The organism is Paenibacillus wuxiensis (genome assembly GCF_040195695.1).
Taxonomy (GTDB): domain Bacteria; phylum Bacillota; class Bacilli; order Paenibacillales; family Paenibacillaceae; genus Paenibacillus_B; species Paenibacillus_B suaedae.
In genome coordinates, this window is sequence record NZ_JBEFZI010000023.1 from 1 (window position 1) to 19,660 (window position 19,660).

Here is a 19,660-nt window from a genome sequence, read left to right on the forward strand (position 1 = left end):
AGATCAAACGGACGAACGAATTGGCGCACCGTTTCTTCCGCCTGCTCCCCGCTAATCTGCACATATTCCACCTGGAAAGCGGCTTCTTCGTAAATCCGCTGAACCGCTTCGCCTTTTACCATCTCAAAACCAGTACGCAGCGTTTCATGACGAGCTACGAGCCCGCAGAACGCTTCTTCAAACCGCTGCCAGTCGAGCTCCCCTTCGAGCAGCATAGCTCCTGGTATGTTGTAGCTAAGCTCGGCTCCTTCCAGCTGGTTCAAGATATAGAGACGTTTCTGAGCGGAAGAGAGCGGATAATACTCGCTAGGTTCCGCAGCCGGAATAGCCGTGAACGATCCGATCTCCAGCCGCTCCATAGCCGCGGCCATTTCCTCAACCGTCGAGTAGCGGAATACGTCGCGAAGCGGGAATTCAACGCCTAGCTCCTTATGCATTTTGCTGACAAGCGTCGTCGCCCGCAGGGAGTGTCCGCCGAGGTCAAAGAAGTTGTCCGTTATGCCTACCGCCTTCTCCCGAACAAGCACATCCTGCCAAATGGCGGCCAGCTTCGCCTCCAGTTCGGTGCGCGGCGCCACGTATTCGCGGCCTGCGCTTGCTCCCCCTTCCGGCGCCGGCAGCGCCTTCCGATCGATTTTCCCGTTCGGCGTCAGAGGCAGGCACTCTAGCTCCATAAAGTACGACGGGATCATGTACCCCGGCAGCTCGCTGGAAATCGCACGCTTCAGGTCTGCCGCCGTCAAGCCTTCTTCCGCTGTATAATAAGCGCACAAAGCTTTGTGACCTTCTTGATCTTCCCTGACGACAACGACCGCTTCCTTCACGCCACCTACACTCAGCATCTTCGCTTCGACTTCGCCCGTCTCAATCCGATAGCCGCGAATTTTTACCTGGTTGTCGATCCGGCCGATGAAGTCCACGTTGCCGTCCGGCATCCAGCGCGCCAGGTCGCCCGTCCGGTACAACCGCTCCCCTGCAGCGAACGGGCTGTCTACGAATTTCTCCGCCGTCAAATCCGGGCGGTTCAAGTAACCGCGGGCCACACCCGCTCCGCCGATAACCAGCTCGCCCAACACCCCGATCGGCACCGGCTTCAGACTCGCATCCACGATGTAGAACTTGGCGTTCAGCCACGCTTTCCCGATCGGCACGCTGCCCGTCTTCGGCAGCTTCTCCAGCGGCTCGTCATAGAAGCTGGAGTCAATCGCCGCTTCCGTTACGCCGTAGCTGTTAATAATACGGAACTGCGAGCCGAAGCGCTCCTGCAAGATGCGGTAATCCGCTACGCTGCACGCATCCGAGCTTGTGAGCAGCAACTGCATCGAGCTGAGATCCAGACCCTCGGCATACACATGCTCCATGAACGGCACGATCAGCGCCGGAGTCGATTCGAACACCGTCACGGCGTAGTCGCGAATCCAGCCGTAGAGGCGGGTTGGATCAATCCGGTCTTCCTTCGGCACGATGACCATTGTGCCACCGTTGTAGAGCGTCCGCGCAATGTCGCCGACGAACACGTCGAACGAGAAGCTGGCGAGTTGCAGCAGCCGGATCGGGAACTGATCCAGGCGGTAGTCCCGCCGGTAGCCCGTCGCCGTGTTCACCAGGCTGCGGTGTTCCACCGCCACGCCCTTCGGACGGCCAGTCGTACCGGAGGTGTAGATGACGTAAGCCAAATCGCGCGGCTTGTTCACATTCGCCGGATTCGATGCGAGATCCGACGCCAGTACGTTCTGCTCGGCTTCTGCCGTGGCGGACGTTTCGGCAGAAGCCGTTTCCGCTTGCGCCAAAGCCTCCGCCTCTGCGCCTGCTTCGCCCAAAGCTTGTAAGCCCACAGCCACTTCCACCGCTCTGAGACTGTACGTCGCAGCGTCGTCAAGTGCAAGCACCGTTTGCAGTGCTAGAGCTTCGTCGCTGCGCCAAACTTCCGCCTGCTCCAGCAGGCGGGTCTGCGTGAGCAGAACCGACGCCCCGCTGTCCGTGAGCATATACTCGATCCGCTCCGCCGGATAGTCCGGATCAAGTGGCACATAAGCGCCGCCCGCTTTCCATACGGCGAGCACCCCGATCAACAGCTCCGCCGAACGGCCGGCCAGAATGCCGACCACCTGCTCCGGCTTCACCCCGCGCGCCCGCAGTGCATACGCCAGACGATTCGCTTTGGCGTTAAGCTCCGCATACGTCAGCTTGCTGTCTTCGTAGACAACCGCCAGCGCTCCCGGAGTGCGCTCCGCCTGCTCCTCGAACAGCTCGTGGAACGTCCTCTCTCTCCACGACTCATCCGCCTCCAAACCTGTACCCTCTGCAGTGGATTGCTTCGCAAGAGCCGAAGACGACACGTCAAACCCGACCAGCAAATTATGCTTTTCGCTGTCCGTCAATATATCTAAATCCGAAATCCGCGCACCCGGCTGAGCCAGGATCGACGCCAAAAGCTGCTCGTAATGACCCGCCAGCCGTACCATCGTTTCCTGTCTAAACAACGAGGTAGCGTACTCGATCTTGCAAACCAGCTCGTTATCGGCTTCCACGATATCAAAGCTAAGATCAAACTTTGCCGTCTTTTCCTCAATGTCGAACAGCGACCATTGCAAGCCTTCCAGGGTTAAATCCAAGCTTTCGTGCTTTTGCAAAGAAAACATGGTGTCAAACAGCGGATTCCGGCTTAAATCCCGGCTCACCTGAAGAGCTTCCACCAGCTCCTCAAACGGATAGTCCTGGTGCTCGTAGGCTCCAAGCGTCGTTTCCTTCACTTCCTGCAAGTAATCCAGGAACGTCTGCTCCGCCGTCGGACCCAAGCGAAGGGCCAGCGTATTGACGAACATGCCGATAATCGGCTGCAGGTCGGCGTGAGAACGGGCGGCAATCGGAGTGCCGACCACGATATCTTCCTGTCCCGCGTATTTATGAAGCAATACGGAGTATGCAGCCAGCAGAAGCATATACAGTGTCGCCCCCGAATCGCCGGCAAGCCGTTTGAGAGCTTCGCTTTTCTCTGCATCCAGCGTAAACGTGAGCGTTCGACCGTCAAACTGCTGGACGGCCGGGCGGGAGAAGTCGAGAGGCAACTCAAGAACCGGAAGCTCGGAGTTGAATACCCCTCGCCAGTATTCCTCCTGCTGTTTGATACGCTGGCGCTGTTCCTCGGATTGCTGCCAAACGGCGTAATCCTTGTATTGAATCCGCAGCTCCGGCAATTCTTCCCCATTGTAAAGCCGCACGAATTCATGCAGCAGCACGTCCATGGAAAGGCCATCGGAACCAATATGATGAATATCCAGTGCAAGCAGGAATTTCTCTTTCTCCAGTTCGATCAGCAGGGCACGCAGCAAAGGCGGCTGGGTCAAGTCAAAAGGCTGAATGAAGCCTTCAAGAATGGCCGCAGCCTGATCTTCACTTGCTTGAAGCTTCTCGACCTTGAAAGCTACACGTGGATGAATACGCTGAACCGGCTCCCCATTCACAATTTCAAAACCGGTGCGCAGCATATCGTGCCGGGCCACTAAAGTAGTCAGCGCCTTTTCCACTTTGGCCTCGTTCAAAGCCCCTTCCAATTGTAAGACACTTGGGAGGTTGTAATTTAGCTCCGAGCCATCCAACTGGTGCAGGACGTATAGCCTTTTTTGCGCGGAGGAAACCGGATAGTACGCTTTTTCTTCTGCTTTCGGAATCGAGCTGTGCCGTGTTTCTTCCAAGCTGGCAATAGCCCCGGCCATCGACTCTACCGTCATATAGCGGAACACATCGCGCAGCGGAAGTTCGACGTTCATTTCCTTCCGAATCTTGCTGACAAGGTTCGTCGCCCGTAAGGAGTGGCCTCCAAGCTCGAAGAAATTGTCCAGGACTCCAATGCCGGAGTAGCCCAGCACTTCCTCCCAGATCTTCACAAGCTGGGACTCAGTCCGGTTACGCGGCGCTACAAATTCGACGCCCGTTTGTAAGCCGCCTTGCGGCTCCGGCAGCGCTTTGCGATCCACTTTGCCGTTGGACGTCAGCGGCATACGCTCCAGTTGCACGAAGTACGACGGGATCATGTACCCCGGCATTTCCTTGGCCAGTGAGGTTCTCATTTCACTGACCGTCAGTGTCCGGTCCACCACAAAGTAGGCGACAAGCGCCTTCTCGCCCCCACCGTCCTGACGGGCAAGCACCACCGCTTCTTCGACGCCCTCAACGTTCAGAAGCTGCGTCTCGATTTCGTCCAGCTCGATCCGGTAGCCGCGGATTTTCACCTGGTGGTCAATCCGGCCGAGGTATTCGATGTTGCCGTCCGGCAGCCAAGCCGCCAAGTCGCCCGAGCGGTACAGTTTCTCCCCCTCCGCAAACGGGGAATTGACAAACTTCTCCGCCGTCAGATCCGGACGGTTCAGGTATCCTCTCGCAAGGCCTTCCCCGGCCACATACATTTCGCCCGCTACGCCGATCGGCACAGGACGACGGTTTTCATCAAGGATGTACACACTCAGCGTTGGGATCGGCTTGCCGATATTGCTCTTCGCCGCCTCCATTTCGACCCACGTAATTTCCTTATACGTCACGTGAACCGTCGTCTCGGTAATACCGTACATATTGATCAGCTTCGTCTCCGGGTACTTCGTCTTGAAGCCCTTGAGCAGCAGCGGACTCAACGCTTCGCCCCCGAAGATGACGTTGCGAATCCGTAGATCGTACGGATGGTCCGCCAAGACCTTACGCAGCAGCTGGTAGAAGTACGTTGGTGTCTGGTTCAAAATCGTGACCTGTTCGCGGCCCAGCAGCGCCAGAAAATCGGCCGGATTTTTCGCCGTGAGCGGCGGTACGATGACCAGTTTGCCTCCGTACAGCAGCGCTCCGTACATTTCCCAGACGGAGAAATCGAAGCAGAACGAGTGGAACAGCGTCCACGTGTCGGACGGACCGAAATCGAACAGGTTCTTGTCGTTGAACAGAAGGCGCACGACGTTCTTATGCTCGATCAGCGTTCCTTTCGGTCTGCCGGTCGTTCCCGACGTGTAGATGACATAAGCCAGGTTGCTCGGCCCGGAAATCGGCTCCAGGTTCAAAGTGTCCAGCGCACCTTCGGAGTCCGCCCCTCTGTCACCCCAAACGAAATCGTCCAAATCGAGGCGCGTTCCTGCGAAGTCGGTCTTCTCGTGCAGATGCTTTTGAATCAGCAATAACGACGCGCCCGAATCCTCGATCATGAAGCGGATGCGCTCCTCCGGGTAGTCGGGATCGACAGGCACGTAGGCTCCGCCCGCTTTAAGAATCGCCAGAATGCCGACGACCATATCGAGCGAGCGTTCGGCCAGAATCGCTACCAGTTGGTCCGCTTCTACTCCCGTCTCCCGCAGCTTCCGCGCAAGGCGGTTGGCTCGCTCATTCAGCTCGCGGTAGGTCAACTGCCGCTCGTTCATGACGGCGGCCACGTAGTCCGGGTAAAGCTCCGCCTGCTCTTCGAACAAGCCGTGAATCGTCTGCTGCCGCGGGTAGTCCGCCTCCGAATCGTTGAAACCGCGCACCAGCTCGCGGACTTCCTCCTCCGTGAGCATTTCCAGCGAGGCAATATCCCCGTCCGGCGCTGCTTCGATGGTTTCTAACAGCTTGTCATAATGTTTGGCGAACCGTTCCACGGTCTCCTGTTTATACAAAGCCGTAGCGTACTCCAACCGGCATTCGAGCTGACCGTCCATCTCCGAAATATCCAGGAGCAGCTCGAACTTGGATGTTTGGTTTTCCAGCGGATAAAACGATTGCTCCAGCCCCTCAATGACAATTTGCTCGTTCTCCGTATTTTGCAGGGAGAAGAATGTATCAAAGAGCGGATTCCGGCCGGTCGCGCGCGGAATGTGAAGACTTTCCACCAAGTCTTCGAACAAATAATTTTGGTGTTCGAAAGCCCCGAGCGTGATGTCCTTGATTTCTTCCAGGTACGAAAAGTACGGCTTGGAACGTTCCGGACGGCTGCGAATGGCCAGCGTGTTGATAAACATCCCTACGATTGGCTGCACTTCATCCTGCGTTCTTCCGGCAATCGGCGTTCCCACGATCAGATCTTCCTGGCCCGAATATTTATGCATAAGGATGGAGTAAGCCGACAGCAGCACCATGTACAGGGTCGTCCCCGTCCGTGCCGCCAGCTCCTTCAGCTTCTCCGTCCGCTCTTTCCCGATATAAAACTTCACGGTCCGGCCGTCAAAGCTTTGCACCGCTGGCCGCGGGAAGTCCGTCGGCAGCTCCAAGACCGGCAGCTCACCTGACAGCTGCTCCAGCCAGTACTCCTTCTGCAGCTGGAGCAGCTGCGCGTAAGCTTCGGAATGCTGCCAAACGGCATAATCTTTGTATTGAATGCGCAGCGGGGCCAGCTCCTCGCCCCGATACAGGCGGCTGAACTCATCGAAGAGCAGCGCTGTCGAAATGCCGTCCGAGACGATATGGTGCATATCAAACAGCAGAATGTGGCGATCCTCGGTGACTTCGATCAGGCCGATGCGGAGAAGTGGCGGCTTGGTCAGATTAAACGGGCGATAGTAAGCTTCCACCACTTGGTCCACTTCCCGCTCGCTCGCCTGGAAATAATCAACAGAAAACTCCGCCTCTTCATAGATGCGCTGCACAAGCTCGCCTTGAACCTGCTCGATCCCGGTACGCAGCGTCTCATGGCGCTGAATCAGAGCCCGGAACGCGTGCTCGACGCGCAGGCGATCCAGCTTGCCTTCAAGAAGAAGCGCCGCCGACATATTGTAGCTTCGCTCGGCCCCGTCAAGCTGGCGCAGGACGTACAGACGCTTTTGCTCGGATGAAACCGGATAGTACTCGGCCTCAGTTGCCTTTGTAATCTCATACGCCTCCTGCTTCTTTAAACCGCCGATTCTTTGGGCCAGCTGTTCGATCGTGGTGTAGCGGAAAACGTCCCGCAGCGGAACCTCGACTTGCAGCTCTTTCCTAATCTTGGAAACCATTGTGGAGGCCCGCAAGGAATGACCACCCAAGTCAAAGAAATCGTCTTGGACTCCAACTCGCGCAATACCCAGCACCTGCTGCCACATGAGAGCAAGTCTTGTTTCCAGCGTTGTGCGAGGAGCCACATACTCACGGCCTGCTTCTACCTCTCCGGCCGGTTCAGGCAGCGCTTTACGGTCAATTTTGCCGTTCGGAGTAAGTGGAAGCTTATCAAGAGACACCAGCCGGGCCGGGACCATATGAGCCGGCAGCTCTTGCTTCAATTGGGATAGCAGATCGCTCAGCTGCAAGGAAGTATCCGCCGCCACGTAGCCGCACAAATACTTTTGCCCCTGCTCATCCGTACGGTCGGTCACCACAGCCTGCTTGACGCCCGGGAAACGCAGCAGGGCCGTTTCAATTTCGCCGAGTTCGATCCGGAACCCGCGAATTTTCACCTGATAGTCGATCCGGCCGATGAAGTCGACGTTGCCGTCTTCCAGCCAGCGGGCCAAATCGCCTGTCCGGTACAGACGTTCGCCCGGCACAAACGGGCTGTCCGCAAATTTCTCGGCGGTTAGGTTCGGACGGTTCCAGTACCCGCGCGCCACCCCGGCGCCGCCGATGACAAGCTCGCCCGGAACCCCTACAGGAACCGGATTTAACGCGGCATCGACAATGTAAAACCGGGCGTTCAGCCAAGCTTTGCCGATCGGCACATGACCCGACTGCGGCAGCTTATCCAGCGGCTCACTGTAAAAACTGCTGTCAATGGCCGCTTCGGTAACGCCATAGCTATTGATGATGCGGAATTGTCCGCCGAATCTTTCCTGCAGCAATCGGTAATCGGTGACACTGCAAGCATCCGAGCTGGTAATCAGCAACTGCATGGAGCTAACGTCCAGCCCTTCTTCATAAATATGCTGCATGAATGGCAGGATTAGCGCAGGTGTCGATTCGAATACCGTAATGTTTTGGTCCCGAATCCAACCGTATAAGCGGTTCGGGTCAATCCGGTCATCCTTCGGCACAATCACCATCGTGCCTCCGTTATACAGCGTCCGCGCAATGTCTCCGACGAATACGTCAAACGAGAAGCTAGCCAGCTGCAGCAGCCGCACCGGGAACTGATCCAATCGATACTCGCGACGGTACGCATCCGCCGTATTCACGAGACTACCGTGTTCGATCATGACGCCTTTCGGGCGTCCCGTCGTACCCGAGGTGTAAATCACATAAGCCAAGTCTTGCGGGGCACTATCGGCAGATTCAAATTCCACGGCTAAGGCATCCCTGTTATAAATCTGTTCATCGTCCATGGCATAGACAGCTTGAAGTTTCAGCCGGTCATCGGCCAACCAACCTCCGGCCCGCTCCAACAGATGACGCTGCGTAAGCAGCACCGATGCACCGCTATCGCTGAGCATGTATTCAATCCTCTCCGCCGGATAATCGGGATCCAGCGGTACATAGGCTCCGCCGGCTTTCCAAACGGCGAGCACCCCGACCAGCAGTTCCACCGAACGCTCCGCCCAGATCCCCGTAATCGTCTCCATTCCCACGCCCTGTTCGCGAAGGAGAGAAGCCAGCCGCTCGGCGCGTTCGTTCAATTCGCCGTAGGTCAGCTGCTTGTCCATGTAGACGACTGCCGGATGATCCGGAATTTCCCGTGCAAACTTTTCAACATACCGATGAAATGCTTCCCACTCGCTCAGCCCTGACACCGGCGGGTTAAAAACGCCCAGAATGCGGTGTCTCTCCTCATCGCTCAGCAGAGAAATCTCGTGTACCGGCAGTTCTGGAGTCTGAAGGAACTGGTCCAGAACGGTTACATACTGTTCCATAATCCGATCAATCTCGGCCGTCTCGAACAGGCCGGTACGATAGGAAGCATGGAGAATGACATGACCTTCAGTCAGCATATGGTCGAAGCGCAGCAGCAGATCATCCATCTCGTGTTTAGCGAAGTGAGCCTCCAGGCGTACCTTGATTTCTTCGTACTCCACAATTTTCAAAGGCAGATATTCCAAAGACGTGCGGAACAGTCCCGAAAGATCGTTGCGGCCGTGTTGTTCGCGTAAATCCTGGATCAATTGGTTATAAGGGTATTTCTGATACCGCAGATCCGCCGTATTCTCCTTGGAAACCGCTTGGATCAAGGAAAGCACGTCCCCGTCTGGATTCAGATGAATCCGCGTAGCCACGGTGCTGACGAACATGCCGATCGTTTCTTTTTCCTTCTTGCTGGTGCGATTGGCGAACACCGTGCCGACCGGAACATCGGTGCTGTCGGTCAACTTGTATAGCAAGGCATACATGACGGACAGAAATAACGTATATAAGCTGACCTGATATTGTTCGCTAAAGGCCAGAATGCGTTCATACCGGGAACCGTCCAAAGTGATGGCCCGTTTATTGGATTCGCTGCCGATCGCGAATGGCGGATACGATTTAATGCCGGTTGTTTCAGGCAAAGTGTTGTACTTCGTCAGCCAGTATTCCTTGCCTTTTTGATAACGCTGCGATTGCTCATATTCACGCTCCGCTGAAATATAATCCAGATAGGAAGGGGCCTGGTAACTGCTGGAGATGCCTTTGCGCAGTTCCAGGTATTTTTCCATCACCGCATGCAGTAAAGCAGTGACGGACAAGCCGTCGGCGATAATATGATTTACCGTCAAATTGAGCCATACTTGGCCGTTCGCAAAATGGATAATCGTAAATTGGTAGAGGTGATCATCGAACACGCTGGCCGGTTTTTCGCTTACTTCTTTCACCCAAGCATAGAATTGTTCGGTTGTGCCTATTTCGAGGCGGCTTATCCTGGCTTGAACATTCTCCGGCTCTTCGAACCACTGCGTTGGATTTTGCAAATCTCCGCTAATGCGGATTCGAAAAGCGTCATAGGTTTTGACGATCTCCGCCGCAGCTTGCTCCAGAAGCTGTGTGTCGATCTGGCCCGTAATCTGGTAGGTCGCGGAAAGCATCGTGATGGACGTTCCCGGATTCATAATTTCCATGAACCATATTCGGCGCTGGGCTTGCGTAAGTTCATACTGCCCGTTGGTATTCTCTCTCACATCGACACACTCCCGTTTTAGAGATTCTTATAGATAGGCTTTGTACCTAGATCTCACTTAGTCACTCTTAAGAAGAACCACGCAGGCCATTCCCGGAACGGCTTCTGCGGACTCTTCCCCCTTTTTCGTGTCTACGTTCTCTGGGAAAAACCAGTTATAAAGTCATACCTTGGATTACTAAAAGACTCTGTCGCATTCGCAAGTCGTAAACCGCCCGCCACAAAGCGGGTCTAGCCGTACAGCCGGGCGTAATAACCCCCGAGCGCCAGCAGGTCCTGATGGCAGCCCCGCTCGACGACAGTCCCTTGGTCCATGACGGTAATCAAATCCGCATGTTCCACAGTGCTGAGACGGTGCGCGATCAGAATGGTGGTGCGCCCCTTCATCAATACATTCAGGGCCTGCTGTACCCAATGCTGGGATTCGTTATCCAGCGCAGAAGTCGCTTCGTCCAGCAGCAGAATCGGGGCGTTTTTGAGAATTGCCCGGGCGATCGCAATTCGCTGCCTTTGTCCGCCCGACAACGACGCTCCCCTCTCTCCCACCGACGTTTTATACTGTTCAGGAAGTTCCTGAATGAAATGGTGAGCGTACGCCGCTTTGGCCGCTTCAATTACTTCCTCATCCGTTGCATCCGGGTTGCCGTAGCGAATGTTTTCCTCAATCGTGCCGGTAAATAAGAACGGTTCCTGCGGAACGTATGCAATCTGCCTGCGGATTTCATCCAGTGTGTAATGGCCGAACGGTTTGCCTTGGAGCAGGATTTCTCCGCTGTTCACAGGATAAAAGCCGAGCAGCAGCTTAATCAACGTACTTTTGCCGCTGCCGCTGGCCCCCACGATAGCGGCGACCTGGCCGGGAAACACCTGCATGGACATGTCAACAAGCACCTTTTTATTTGCCTGATAGGAAAATTCCACATCGCAAAACTCCACCGCAGCCTCCGAGACGAGCTCGCTGTAAGGAGATCCCAAACGCTCCGGTTCCTCTTCCTCTCTTAGTACCTCTTGAATTCGGTGAGCGCCCGCGAGCGAATTTTGGGTCATCGACAGAACGATCCCCAAGTCCAACAAGGCGTGCGTCAGATTAACTTGCAGAACCGCCAGGGTAGCGACGCTTCCCATGCCCATCAGTCCGTAGGCATAAAGAAGACTGCCGATGACGATGACGCCGCAGAACGTGACGTAGCTGATAAAATGGTTCACCGCAGCCTGCATGCCGTTTTTCTGAGCGGTTTGCCGAAGCGTCTGCGTCATTTGTTCGTTCAACGCCTCGTACTGGCCGTAAATCGTGCGGATGCGGAACAGCTTCACAATTTGAATGCCGCCCATAAAATCTTTGAATTTTTCGGTCATTTTACCGAGCGTTTGCAAGCCTTGTTCGGACAAGACGCGAATATCCCGTGCAAATTTCAGGCTAACCACGGAGGACAGCAGCAGAATGACGAAGGATACGCCGGCAAACCGCCAATCGATCAACATCATAGAGACAATGGAGCCGATGCAAAAAACAACTTGAAGCAGCAAAACGAAGTAAACCTGCGAGAATGTAAACTCAACGGTCGTTACGTCGTTGTTCACCCGCGACAGCAAGTCCCCATGGTGCGTCTGCTCCAGGAATCTCGGCCGCACCCGGCACAACTTGTCATAAAGACGTTTGCGGATGTTCAGCACAGTCAGCTCAACACTGCGCTGGTATAAGTAAATGAACCAGGGAGAAATCACATTTTCTAGGAACAAGGCCGCGCCCAAAATAATAAAGGCTTCCACCATCAGGGACGTATCTTGGGACACGGCGAAATCAACCAAGTTATGTACGATCAAACTGAAAGCGATCAGGAACAATGTCTGGGTGAGCGCCGTTACGGCCAGGCCAATGGCATACTGGGTTTTGCGCTTGCGGTTCATAAAGGTCAGCAAGTAGCCAAGTTCTTTCATTTGCGAGAGCCATCCGCCCTTTCTCATGTGTACGCCACCTCCCTGCGTTCGGCAGACTCGGTAAATTCCTGGTAGTACGACTGGGCGTATAGCCCCTTCATTTCCAGCAATTGTTCATGAGTGCCCTTTTCCACAATATTTCCTTGTTCCATGACCCAAATTTCGTCGGCATTTTGTACTGTAGAAAGCCGGTGGGCAATCACCATCGTCGTTCTCTGCTTCATCAATACGCCCAGTGCTTTCTGAACCGCGCTTTCCGACTCCGGATCAAGAGCCGACGTTGGCTCGTCCAGCAGCAGAACGGGAGCATCCTTCAGAAAAGCCCGGGCCATTGCAATGCGCTGGCGCTGCCCGCCGGACAAAAAGCCTCCACGTTCTCCGACATACGTCTGGTATCCACCCTCAAGCTGCATAATGAAGGAATGCGCCTGAGCGGCTTTGGCGGCTTCTATAATCTCGTCCATCGACGCTTCTTCCCGCCCGTAGCCGATATTTTCGGCGATCGTGCCGCTAAACAAATATGAATCCTGGGTTACTACGGAAAAATGTGACCGAAGCTGCTCCGGATCGGCGCCGTCGATCCGGCTGCCGAACACGCGGATCTCACCCTGATCTTCCGGAAGCGGATAAAAGCCACATACAAGTTTAAACACCGTACTCTTCCCTCCGCCGCTCGCTCCGACAAGCGCGATCGTCTTCCCTTCCGGCACCGTGAAGCTAACATTCCGCAGGACCGGGGAGCTCTCCTCATACCCGAAGGTTACGTTCTGAAACTCGATGGGGGCGGTACTCGCTTTCGGCAGCGAACGGCCATTTTCCGTTTCGGTCGGCTTCTCGACGATTTCGGAGACCCTTCTGAGGGCACCGGCCATTTCGAACGTCCGCGTGATGAGCTCGGGTATATGCTCCAGAGGCTCCAGACACAGATTCAGCAAGTACAGGAAGGCGATCAGCTCTCCCGCGCCTAGCTGCCCGTTGTAGATCAAATAGCTTCCGTAACTGACGGCGAAAATGATCGGGCTGATCATCAGCGTGGAAAGCAGCGGGTTGACCCATGCTTCACGCTTTTTCACGGCCAGCTTTTTTTGGGCTGTCAATTGCAGCAGCACTTGGTAGGAGCGAGATAACATGCCGGATAGCAGGTAGCTTTTTACAATAGGCATACCCCCAAGCGTATCCTGGAGGTTGACGTTCATTCGGCCCATGTTTGCCTGGGCTTCCTCCGTCAACTGCTCCAACTGCTTGCCGATCCATTGGGAAACCAGTAGCGCTACGGGAAATAACAGCAGGCTGGACAGCATCAGCTCCCATTGAAGGTAGATCAAATAAGCGAAACAGCCGATGAACAATAGCGGATGATAAAACCACTGGGCAAGATCCCGAATCATAAACTGCTGGATAAGCTGCAGGTCGTTGTTGATCCGCGACAACACGTCGCCCGAGTGCTGCTTTTCCAAATAGGAGACCGGGAGTTTGCCGATATGACGCATGACATGGTTGCGGATATCCTGCACCGCAGAGGCGCTGCTTCGCTCCACGCCGAAGCTCATGAAAAACTTCGTCGGTACACCGATCAAGATGACCACAAAGACCGTGTATACGATTTGCAGAACGAGAGGCCCCGCCCCCTTCTCGGCCTGGGTGGTCAGCTGCTCGATCAAACTTCCCGTCCATATCTCAATAACGGCGGCGGCAATTGCGGACGAGGTACCGACGATCATCCAGCCTTTGTGATGGCTTACATAGGACATCAGCCAGCGGAACGCTTTCCAGGTGGCGTAAGCGGTTTGGCGCTTGGAAGGCGCCGCTGTGCCTTGTTCTTGAACGGACGGCTGTCGATCAGCTTCCATGCAGTACCCCGGCCTCCGCTTCGATCTGCCGCTTGACTTGCTCTAAGATATCCCGGATGACAACGGCCGTTTCGTCCACGCGGGCGAGTTCCAGCAATTCCTCATGCGCGCCCTCCAGCCGGTAATCGGCGTAAGCGTGCGTCGTTGCCCCCCGCCAGGACGGCAATTGGTGCTCCAAGCGGAACGCTTCGCTGTCCTTCGCAATCAATTCGTAAATCCGGGCCGGGATCGTGCCGGAGTTAATAAGCTGCGCTTCGTATGCCAAAGTCGCTTTGACCTTCTGATGAACCCGCTCCCGCACAAGCGGGTTGCTCATTAATTCCTTCTCTTCTTCGTCGTAATCGGCAACCATTTCTTCAAGCTCTTTCTCTGACGTTTCTGATGGCGTCAGCGTGTCCTTAATCCACGAGTCCACCATGAGTACGTCCGTTACGGAATACCCTCTTTTCTCCATCGTTTTGGCTACCTCGAACATCAGGTTGCCCCCGAAGCAGTAGCCGAGCAGCACGTAAGGTCCTTCGGGCTGGATGCGGACGATCTCGTCCACATAACGGTTCAGCATGGTCTCGTAATCAGCGGCATCGTCGATAAAATCAATGCCGTAAAGCAAGAATCGGCCGTCGAGCCTGCTTGCGAGCTCCCGGTAACCGATGCCGAAGCCGCTACCCGGAGGGAAGCAGAACACGTTCAAATCTCCTGCTATATTCAGCTTAATGAAGGAGTCTCCCCCTTTATCCAGGCCCAGATCCCCCTCTCCGAAAGCCATGGCTTCAACTGTTACATGATGGAATTGGCGGTTCAGCGGTATCTCAATGCCCGTTTCATCGTAAACGGCTTGAACGAGCCTCATCAGACTTAACGAATTGCCACCCAACTCAAAAAAGTTATCCTTTACGCCGACCTGCGGAACGCCAAGCGTATCCTGCCAGACGCGGGCGATCTTCATTTCGAGCAGCGTTCTCGGCGCAACATATTCCGCTCCTCCGGCCGCGGCTTCCTCCGGCGAAGGCAGCGCTTTGCGGTCGATTTTCCCGTTGGGGGTCAGCGGCATCAGCGAAAGCTGCACGAGGTGAGAAGGAATCATATACCCTGGAAGCTGCTTGGCGAGCTCCTCCTTGAGTTCATGCGCCGCCAGCCTCGTTTCCGCGACGTAGTAAGCGACAAGTTGCTTTTGGCCATTCGCGTCGTCGCGGTCGAGCACCTTGGCTTCTTGCACAGCGGCGATCTTCAGCAACTGTGTCTCGATTTCGTCCAGCTCGATCCGGTACCCGCGGATTTTCACTTGGTGGTCGATCCGGCCCAGGTATTCGATGTTGCCGTCCGGCAGCCAAGCTGCCAAGTCGCCCGAGCGGTACAGTTTCTCCCCCTCCGCAAACGGGGAATCGACGAACTTCTCCGCCGTCAGATCCGGACGGTTCAGGTATCCTCTCGCAAGGCCTTCCCCGGCCACGTACATTTCGCCCGCTACGCCAATCGGTACTGGGCGGCGGTTTTCATCAAGGACGTACACCTTCAGCGTCGGGATCGGCTTGCCGATATTGCTCTTCGCCGCCTCCATTTCCACCCACGTAATTTCCTTATACGTCACGTGAACCGTCGTCTCGGTAATGCCGTACATATTGATCAGCTTCGTCTCCGGGTACTTCGTCTTGAAGCCCTTGAGCAGCAGCGGACTCAGCGCTTCGCCTCCGAAGATGACGTTGCGAATCCGCAGATCGTACGGATGGTCCGCCAAGACCTTACGCAGCAGCTGGTAGAAGTACGTTGGCGTCTGGTTCAAAATCGTTACCTGTTCGCGGCCCAGCAGCGCTAGAAAATCGGCCGGATTTTTCGCCGTGAGCGGCGGTACGATGACCAGCTTGCCTCCGTACAGCAGCGCTCCGTACATTTCCCAGACGGAGAAATCGAAGCAGAACGAGTGGAACAGCGTCCACGCGTCGGACGGACCGAAGTCGAACAGGTTCTTGTCGTTGAACAGAAGGCGCACGACGTTCTTATGCTCGATCAACGTTCCTTTCGGTCTGCCGGTGGTTCCCGACGTGTAGATGACATAAGCCAGGTTGCTCGGCCCGGAAATCGGCTCCAGGTTCAAAGCGTCCAGCGCACCTTCGGAGTCCGCCCCTCTGTCGCCCCAAACAAAATCATCCAATTCGAAGCGCGTTCCTGCGAAGTCGGTCTTCTCGTGCAGATGCTTTTGAATCAGCAATAACGGCGCACCCGAATCCTCGATCATGAAGCGGATGCGATCCTCCGGGTAGTCGGGATCGACAGGCACGTAGGCTCCACCCGCTTTAAGAATCGCTAGAATGCCGACGACCATATCGAGCGAGCGTTCAGCCAGAATCGCTACCAGTTGATCCGCTTCTACTCCCTTCTCCCGCAGCTTCCGCGCAAGGCGGTTGGATCGCTCATTCAGCTCGCGGTAGGTCAGCTGCCGCTCGTTCATGACGGCGGCCACGTTGTCCGGGTAAAGCTCCGCCTGCTCTTCGAACAAGCCATAAATCGTTTTCCCCCGCTCGTACCCGGTTTCGGTGTCATTAAATCGCTTCAGCAGCGTCTCCCTCTCGTCTGGGGACAGCACATCGGCTTGTCCAAGCTCCAGATCCGGCTGAAATAATAGCAAGGACAGTAGCCGAACAAGATGGTCGGCCGCCTGTTCCACAAATGCCCGCTCGTACCGCTGCCCGTCAAAGCTTATTTCCAGCTCGATGGAGTGGTTTTGGCGATCGAAGCGAAAAACCGTATCGGCCGCCACCCGGTTGTCCAGCGGTACCGGATGAATCGGGGCGAAAGATGCGACGGTGTTGACGACCGGGAGGCCGTCCACCGTATAGTCCAGATGGAGCGGCTCCACCATTTTTGGAAAAGGCAGATGCTGATGCTCCAGCGCCTCGCCGATGGAAGCTTTGATGCCCCCGAGCAGCGTTTTTAGCGTAGTCTGGCGGCTTATAGCCGTCTTGATCACCAAGATGTCATGCGGCGGCGGAGTCCCGTCGGGGTCTGCGCTATAAGAAGGCATGCCGACCAGCACTTGGTTCTGCCCGGTATATTTGAACAGCAGGCTTTTTACTCCTGCCAAAACAATCATGTACATAGCCAAATCCGAACCGTTGGCGAGGCGAATGATTCTCTCCGAGAGTTCGCTCGGCAGAGTATGGTGAAGCAAGCCCGGCTCGGCCGCAGCTTCCCCATCGGTGGATAATTTGGGGGATTGACTGTAGGGAAGGAAGCTCAGGCTGTCATCGGCGTCAAACTTGCCGCTCCAGTACCGTTCTTCCTTTTCAAATAAAGATTTCATTCGTACCTCCCCTAAAAATGAAGTAACCCCTTGCCCTGGGGCAGGTCCGAAAAAGCTTGCTTTCGGCCTGCGCGTTTACGGGCTTGGACGTTGTTCGCCGTCTTCCTTGGGATGTGCGCCGCTTTCACTTGACGTCGGAGGCGCGCTTATAGAGGTTGTTCAAAAAGTTCGCTTTTGATCACGAAGTAAATCATGAAGTGGACTCGGCATCGAATCTTGAATTCAGCCGGGCCTAAGCAGATGCTTACGAAGTATGTTTCCTGCGGAAACATCTCAGGTGCTCATGTACCCAAAACGTACGCTCCGCTCCTCAGGCCCTAGCTTCATCCAACTTTCTCGGTGCTGAAAACCGACCTTTTTGAACACGCGCTTGTAGGATTAGAACGCGAATTCGATCGTATCGACGGCACTTTTTGCGCCTGCCGACGGTTTTTGATATTCAATCCGGCTTAGCTCGAGTTGTGGATTTTCCACAATTTGTGACAGTACCCGCAGGTAATCCTCGGTCAAGGTACGGATCGTCGCTTCTTTGAACAGCTTGGTGGCGTAGAAAAAGCCCCCGCTCAGCGCCCCGTTGTTTTCATACATAAACAGCATCAGATCGAACTTCGCTTCTTCCAAATGGTCAAGCTCGTAAGTCTTCAGGCTGACCCCTTCCAGCTCGACGTCTCGTTCTTCGATATTTTGCAGGTCGAAAACGGCATCGAACAGCGGGAAGCGGCCCGGCTCCCTCTTCACATTCAAACGTTCCACGAGCTCCTCGAATGGATAATCCTGGTTCTCGAAAGCACCCAAAGCCGTTTCCTTCACTTCCTCCAGGTAGGACATAAACGTTTTGTCGCCCGACGGACGATTGCGGATCGCCAGTGTATTGACAAACATTCCGATGACCGGTTCCAAATCGGCGTTCGTTCTTCCCGCCACCGGGGTGCCCACGATCAAGTCCTCCTGCCCGCTGTATTTGGACAGCAGCACGGTATAAGCCGCAAGCAGCACCATGAACAGCGTGCTTTCACGCTCTGCCGCCAATTCGTGCAGCCGTGTAGAGAGAGAAGCTTCGACGTCAAACTCCAGATGTGCACCTTCGTAGCTGCGAGCCGCAGACCGTTTGTAGTCCATCGGCAGGTTCGCCGTTGGCAGCTCGCCTTTAAAGGTTTGCAGCCAGTACGCTTCCTGCCGCCCGATCTGTTCTCGGTAGGCCTTCGACTGCTGCCAAACGACATAATCCTTGTATTGAATGCGCAGTGACGGCAGCTCTTCCCCAGCGTAGAAACTCGAGAACTCATCGATCACAATCGCCATTGATACGCCGTCGGACACCATATGGTGCATGTCGAAAATGAGAATATACAGGTTCGGCTCCAGCTCGATGACCCCGGCGCGCAGCAGAGGCGGCTTGCCGAGATCAAATGGACGAACGAAGCTGCGGACGATCTGCTCGATTTGAGCCGCATCCTCTTTATCCGCTCGATGATGCTCGACAGCAAAATCGACCTGCGGGTAAATCCGCTGAACCGCTTTCCCCTTCACGATTTCAAAACCGGTGCGCAGCGATTCATGCCGTGTTATCAATTTCCGCAAGGCGGCTTCCAACCGGTCTAAATCAAACTCGCCTTCCACCTGCACCAGTTCCGGCATGTTGTAAAGCTGATCCGCTCCATCCAGCGTGTGCTGAATAAACAGCCGTTTCTGCGCGGAGGACAGAGGGTAATACTCTCTCTCCTCCGCTTGAGGAATGCCCTCATGCTCCCGCCGTTCCATTCGGGCGATCGCCTCAGCCATCGCTGCAATCGTCGAGTGACGGAATACGTCGCGCAGCGGCAGGTTGACGTTTAATTCCTTAAATACTTTGCCTGCCAGCGTCGTTGCCCGCAGGGAGTGACCACCGATGTCGAAGAAGTTGTCGTGAACGCCTATCTCCTTCGCAAGCCCCAGCACCTCCTGCCAAATCGTCGCCAGCTTCGTTTCCAACTCAGTGCGCGGTGTGACGTACTCTGTTCCGCTTCCCGCTTCCCCTTCCGGCGCCGGCAGCGCCTTCCGGTCAATCTTTCCGTTCGGCGTTAGAGGCAGGCACTCCAGCTCCACGAAGTACGACGGGATCATGTAGCCCGGCAGCTCCTGCGCCAGCGCGCTGCGCAGAACGTTCACTGCCAACTCCGCTCCGGTATCCGGCGTGTAATACGCGCATAGCGCCTTCTGCCCGTTCGCATCACTTCGAACCAGCACCACCGCTTCGCGGACACCTTCCACCCGCAGCAGCTGCGACTCGATCTCGCCCGTCTCAATCCGGTAGCCCCGGATTTTCGCCTGGTTGTCGATCCGGCCAATGAAGTCCACGTTGCCGTCCTCCATCCACCGCGCCAAGTCTCCCGTGCGGTACAGCCGCTCGCCTGCGGCGAACGGACTGTCTACGAACTTCTCTTCCGTCAGCTCCGGACGGTTCAAGTACCCGCGAGCCACGCCGACTCCGCCGATGACCAGCTCGCCCAGCACCCCAACCGGCACCGGATTCAGTTGCGCATCCACGATGTAGAATTTCGCATTCAGCCACGCTTTGCCGATCGGTACATGGCC

Annotated in this window: 5 protein-coding genes; all 5 read right to left on the bottom strand. The window is 55.6% G+C overall.

From position 1 onward, the window contains the following. Positions 1–10,001: non-ribosomal peptide synthetase (locus ABN764_RS29245; RefSeq protein ID WP_446673838.1), on the bottom strand; the 10,001-nt coding region annotated here is incomplete at its 3' end. Positions 10,002–10,231: 230 nt separating this feature from the next. Next, on the bottom strand, positions 10,232–11,965 hold the full coding sequence (locus tag ABN764_RS29250; RefSeq protein WP_446673839.1) for an ABC transporter ATP-binding protein: 1,734 nt from the start codon (positions 11,963–11,965) through the stop codon (positions 10,232–10,234). Continuing rightward, positions 11,962–13,788 carry an ABC transporter ATP-binding protein gene (locus tag ABN764_RS29255; RefSeq protein WP_446673840.1) on the bottom strand — a complete coding sequence of 609 codons (1,827 nt, stop codon included), beginning with the start codon at positions 13,786–13,788 and terminating at the stop codon, positions 11,962–11,964. Before ABN764_RS29255 ends, ABN764_RS29250 begins: the two co-directional genes overlap by 4 nt. Then, on the bottom strand, positions 13,778–17,086 hold the full coding sequence (locus tag ABN764_RS29260) for a non-ribosomal peptide synthetase (protein ID WP_446673841.1): 3,309 nt from the start codon (positions 17,084–17,086) through the stop codon (positions 13,778–13,780). The genes ABN764_RS29255 and ABN764_RS29260 overlap by 11 nt, the downstream gene beginning before the upstream one ends. A gap of 378 nt (positions 17,087–17,464) precedes the next feature. Continuing rightward, the coding region (locus ABN764_RS29265) for a condensation domain-containing protein (RefSeq protein WP_446673842.1) at positions 17,465–19,660 on the bottom strand (2,196 nt) is incomplete at its 5' end.

What these genes read in the sequence shown, in the direction of transcription:
- ABN764_RS29250 (WP_446673839.1), bottom strand. Translation starts at nt 11,965, where the DNA reads ATGAGAAAGGGCGGATGGCTCTCGCAAATGAAAGAACTTGGCTACTTG.
- ABN764_RS29260 (WP_446673841.1), bottom strand. Translation starts at nt 17,086, where the DNA reads ATGAAATCTTTATTTGAAAAGGAAGAACGGTACTGGAGCGGCAAGTTT.
- ABN764_RS29255 (WP_446673840.1), bottom strand. Translation starts at nt 13,788, where the DNA reads ATGGAAGCTGATCGACAGCCGTCCGTTCAAGAACAAGGCACAGCGGCG.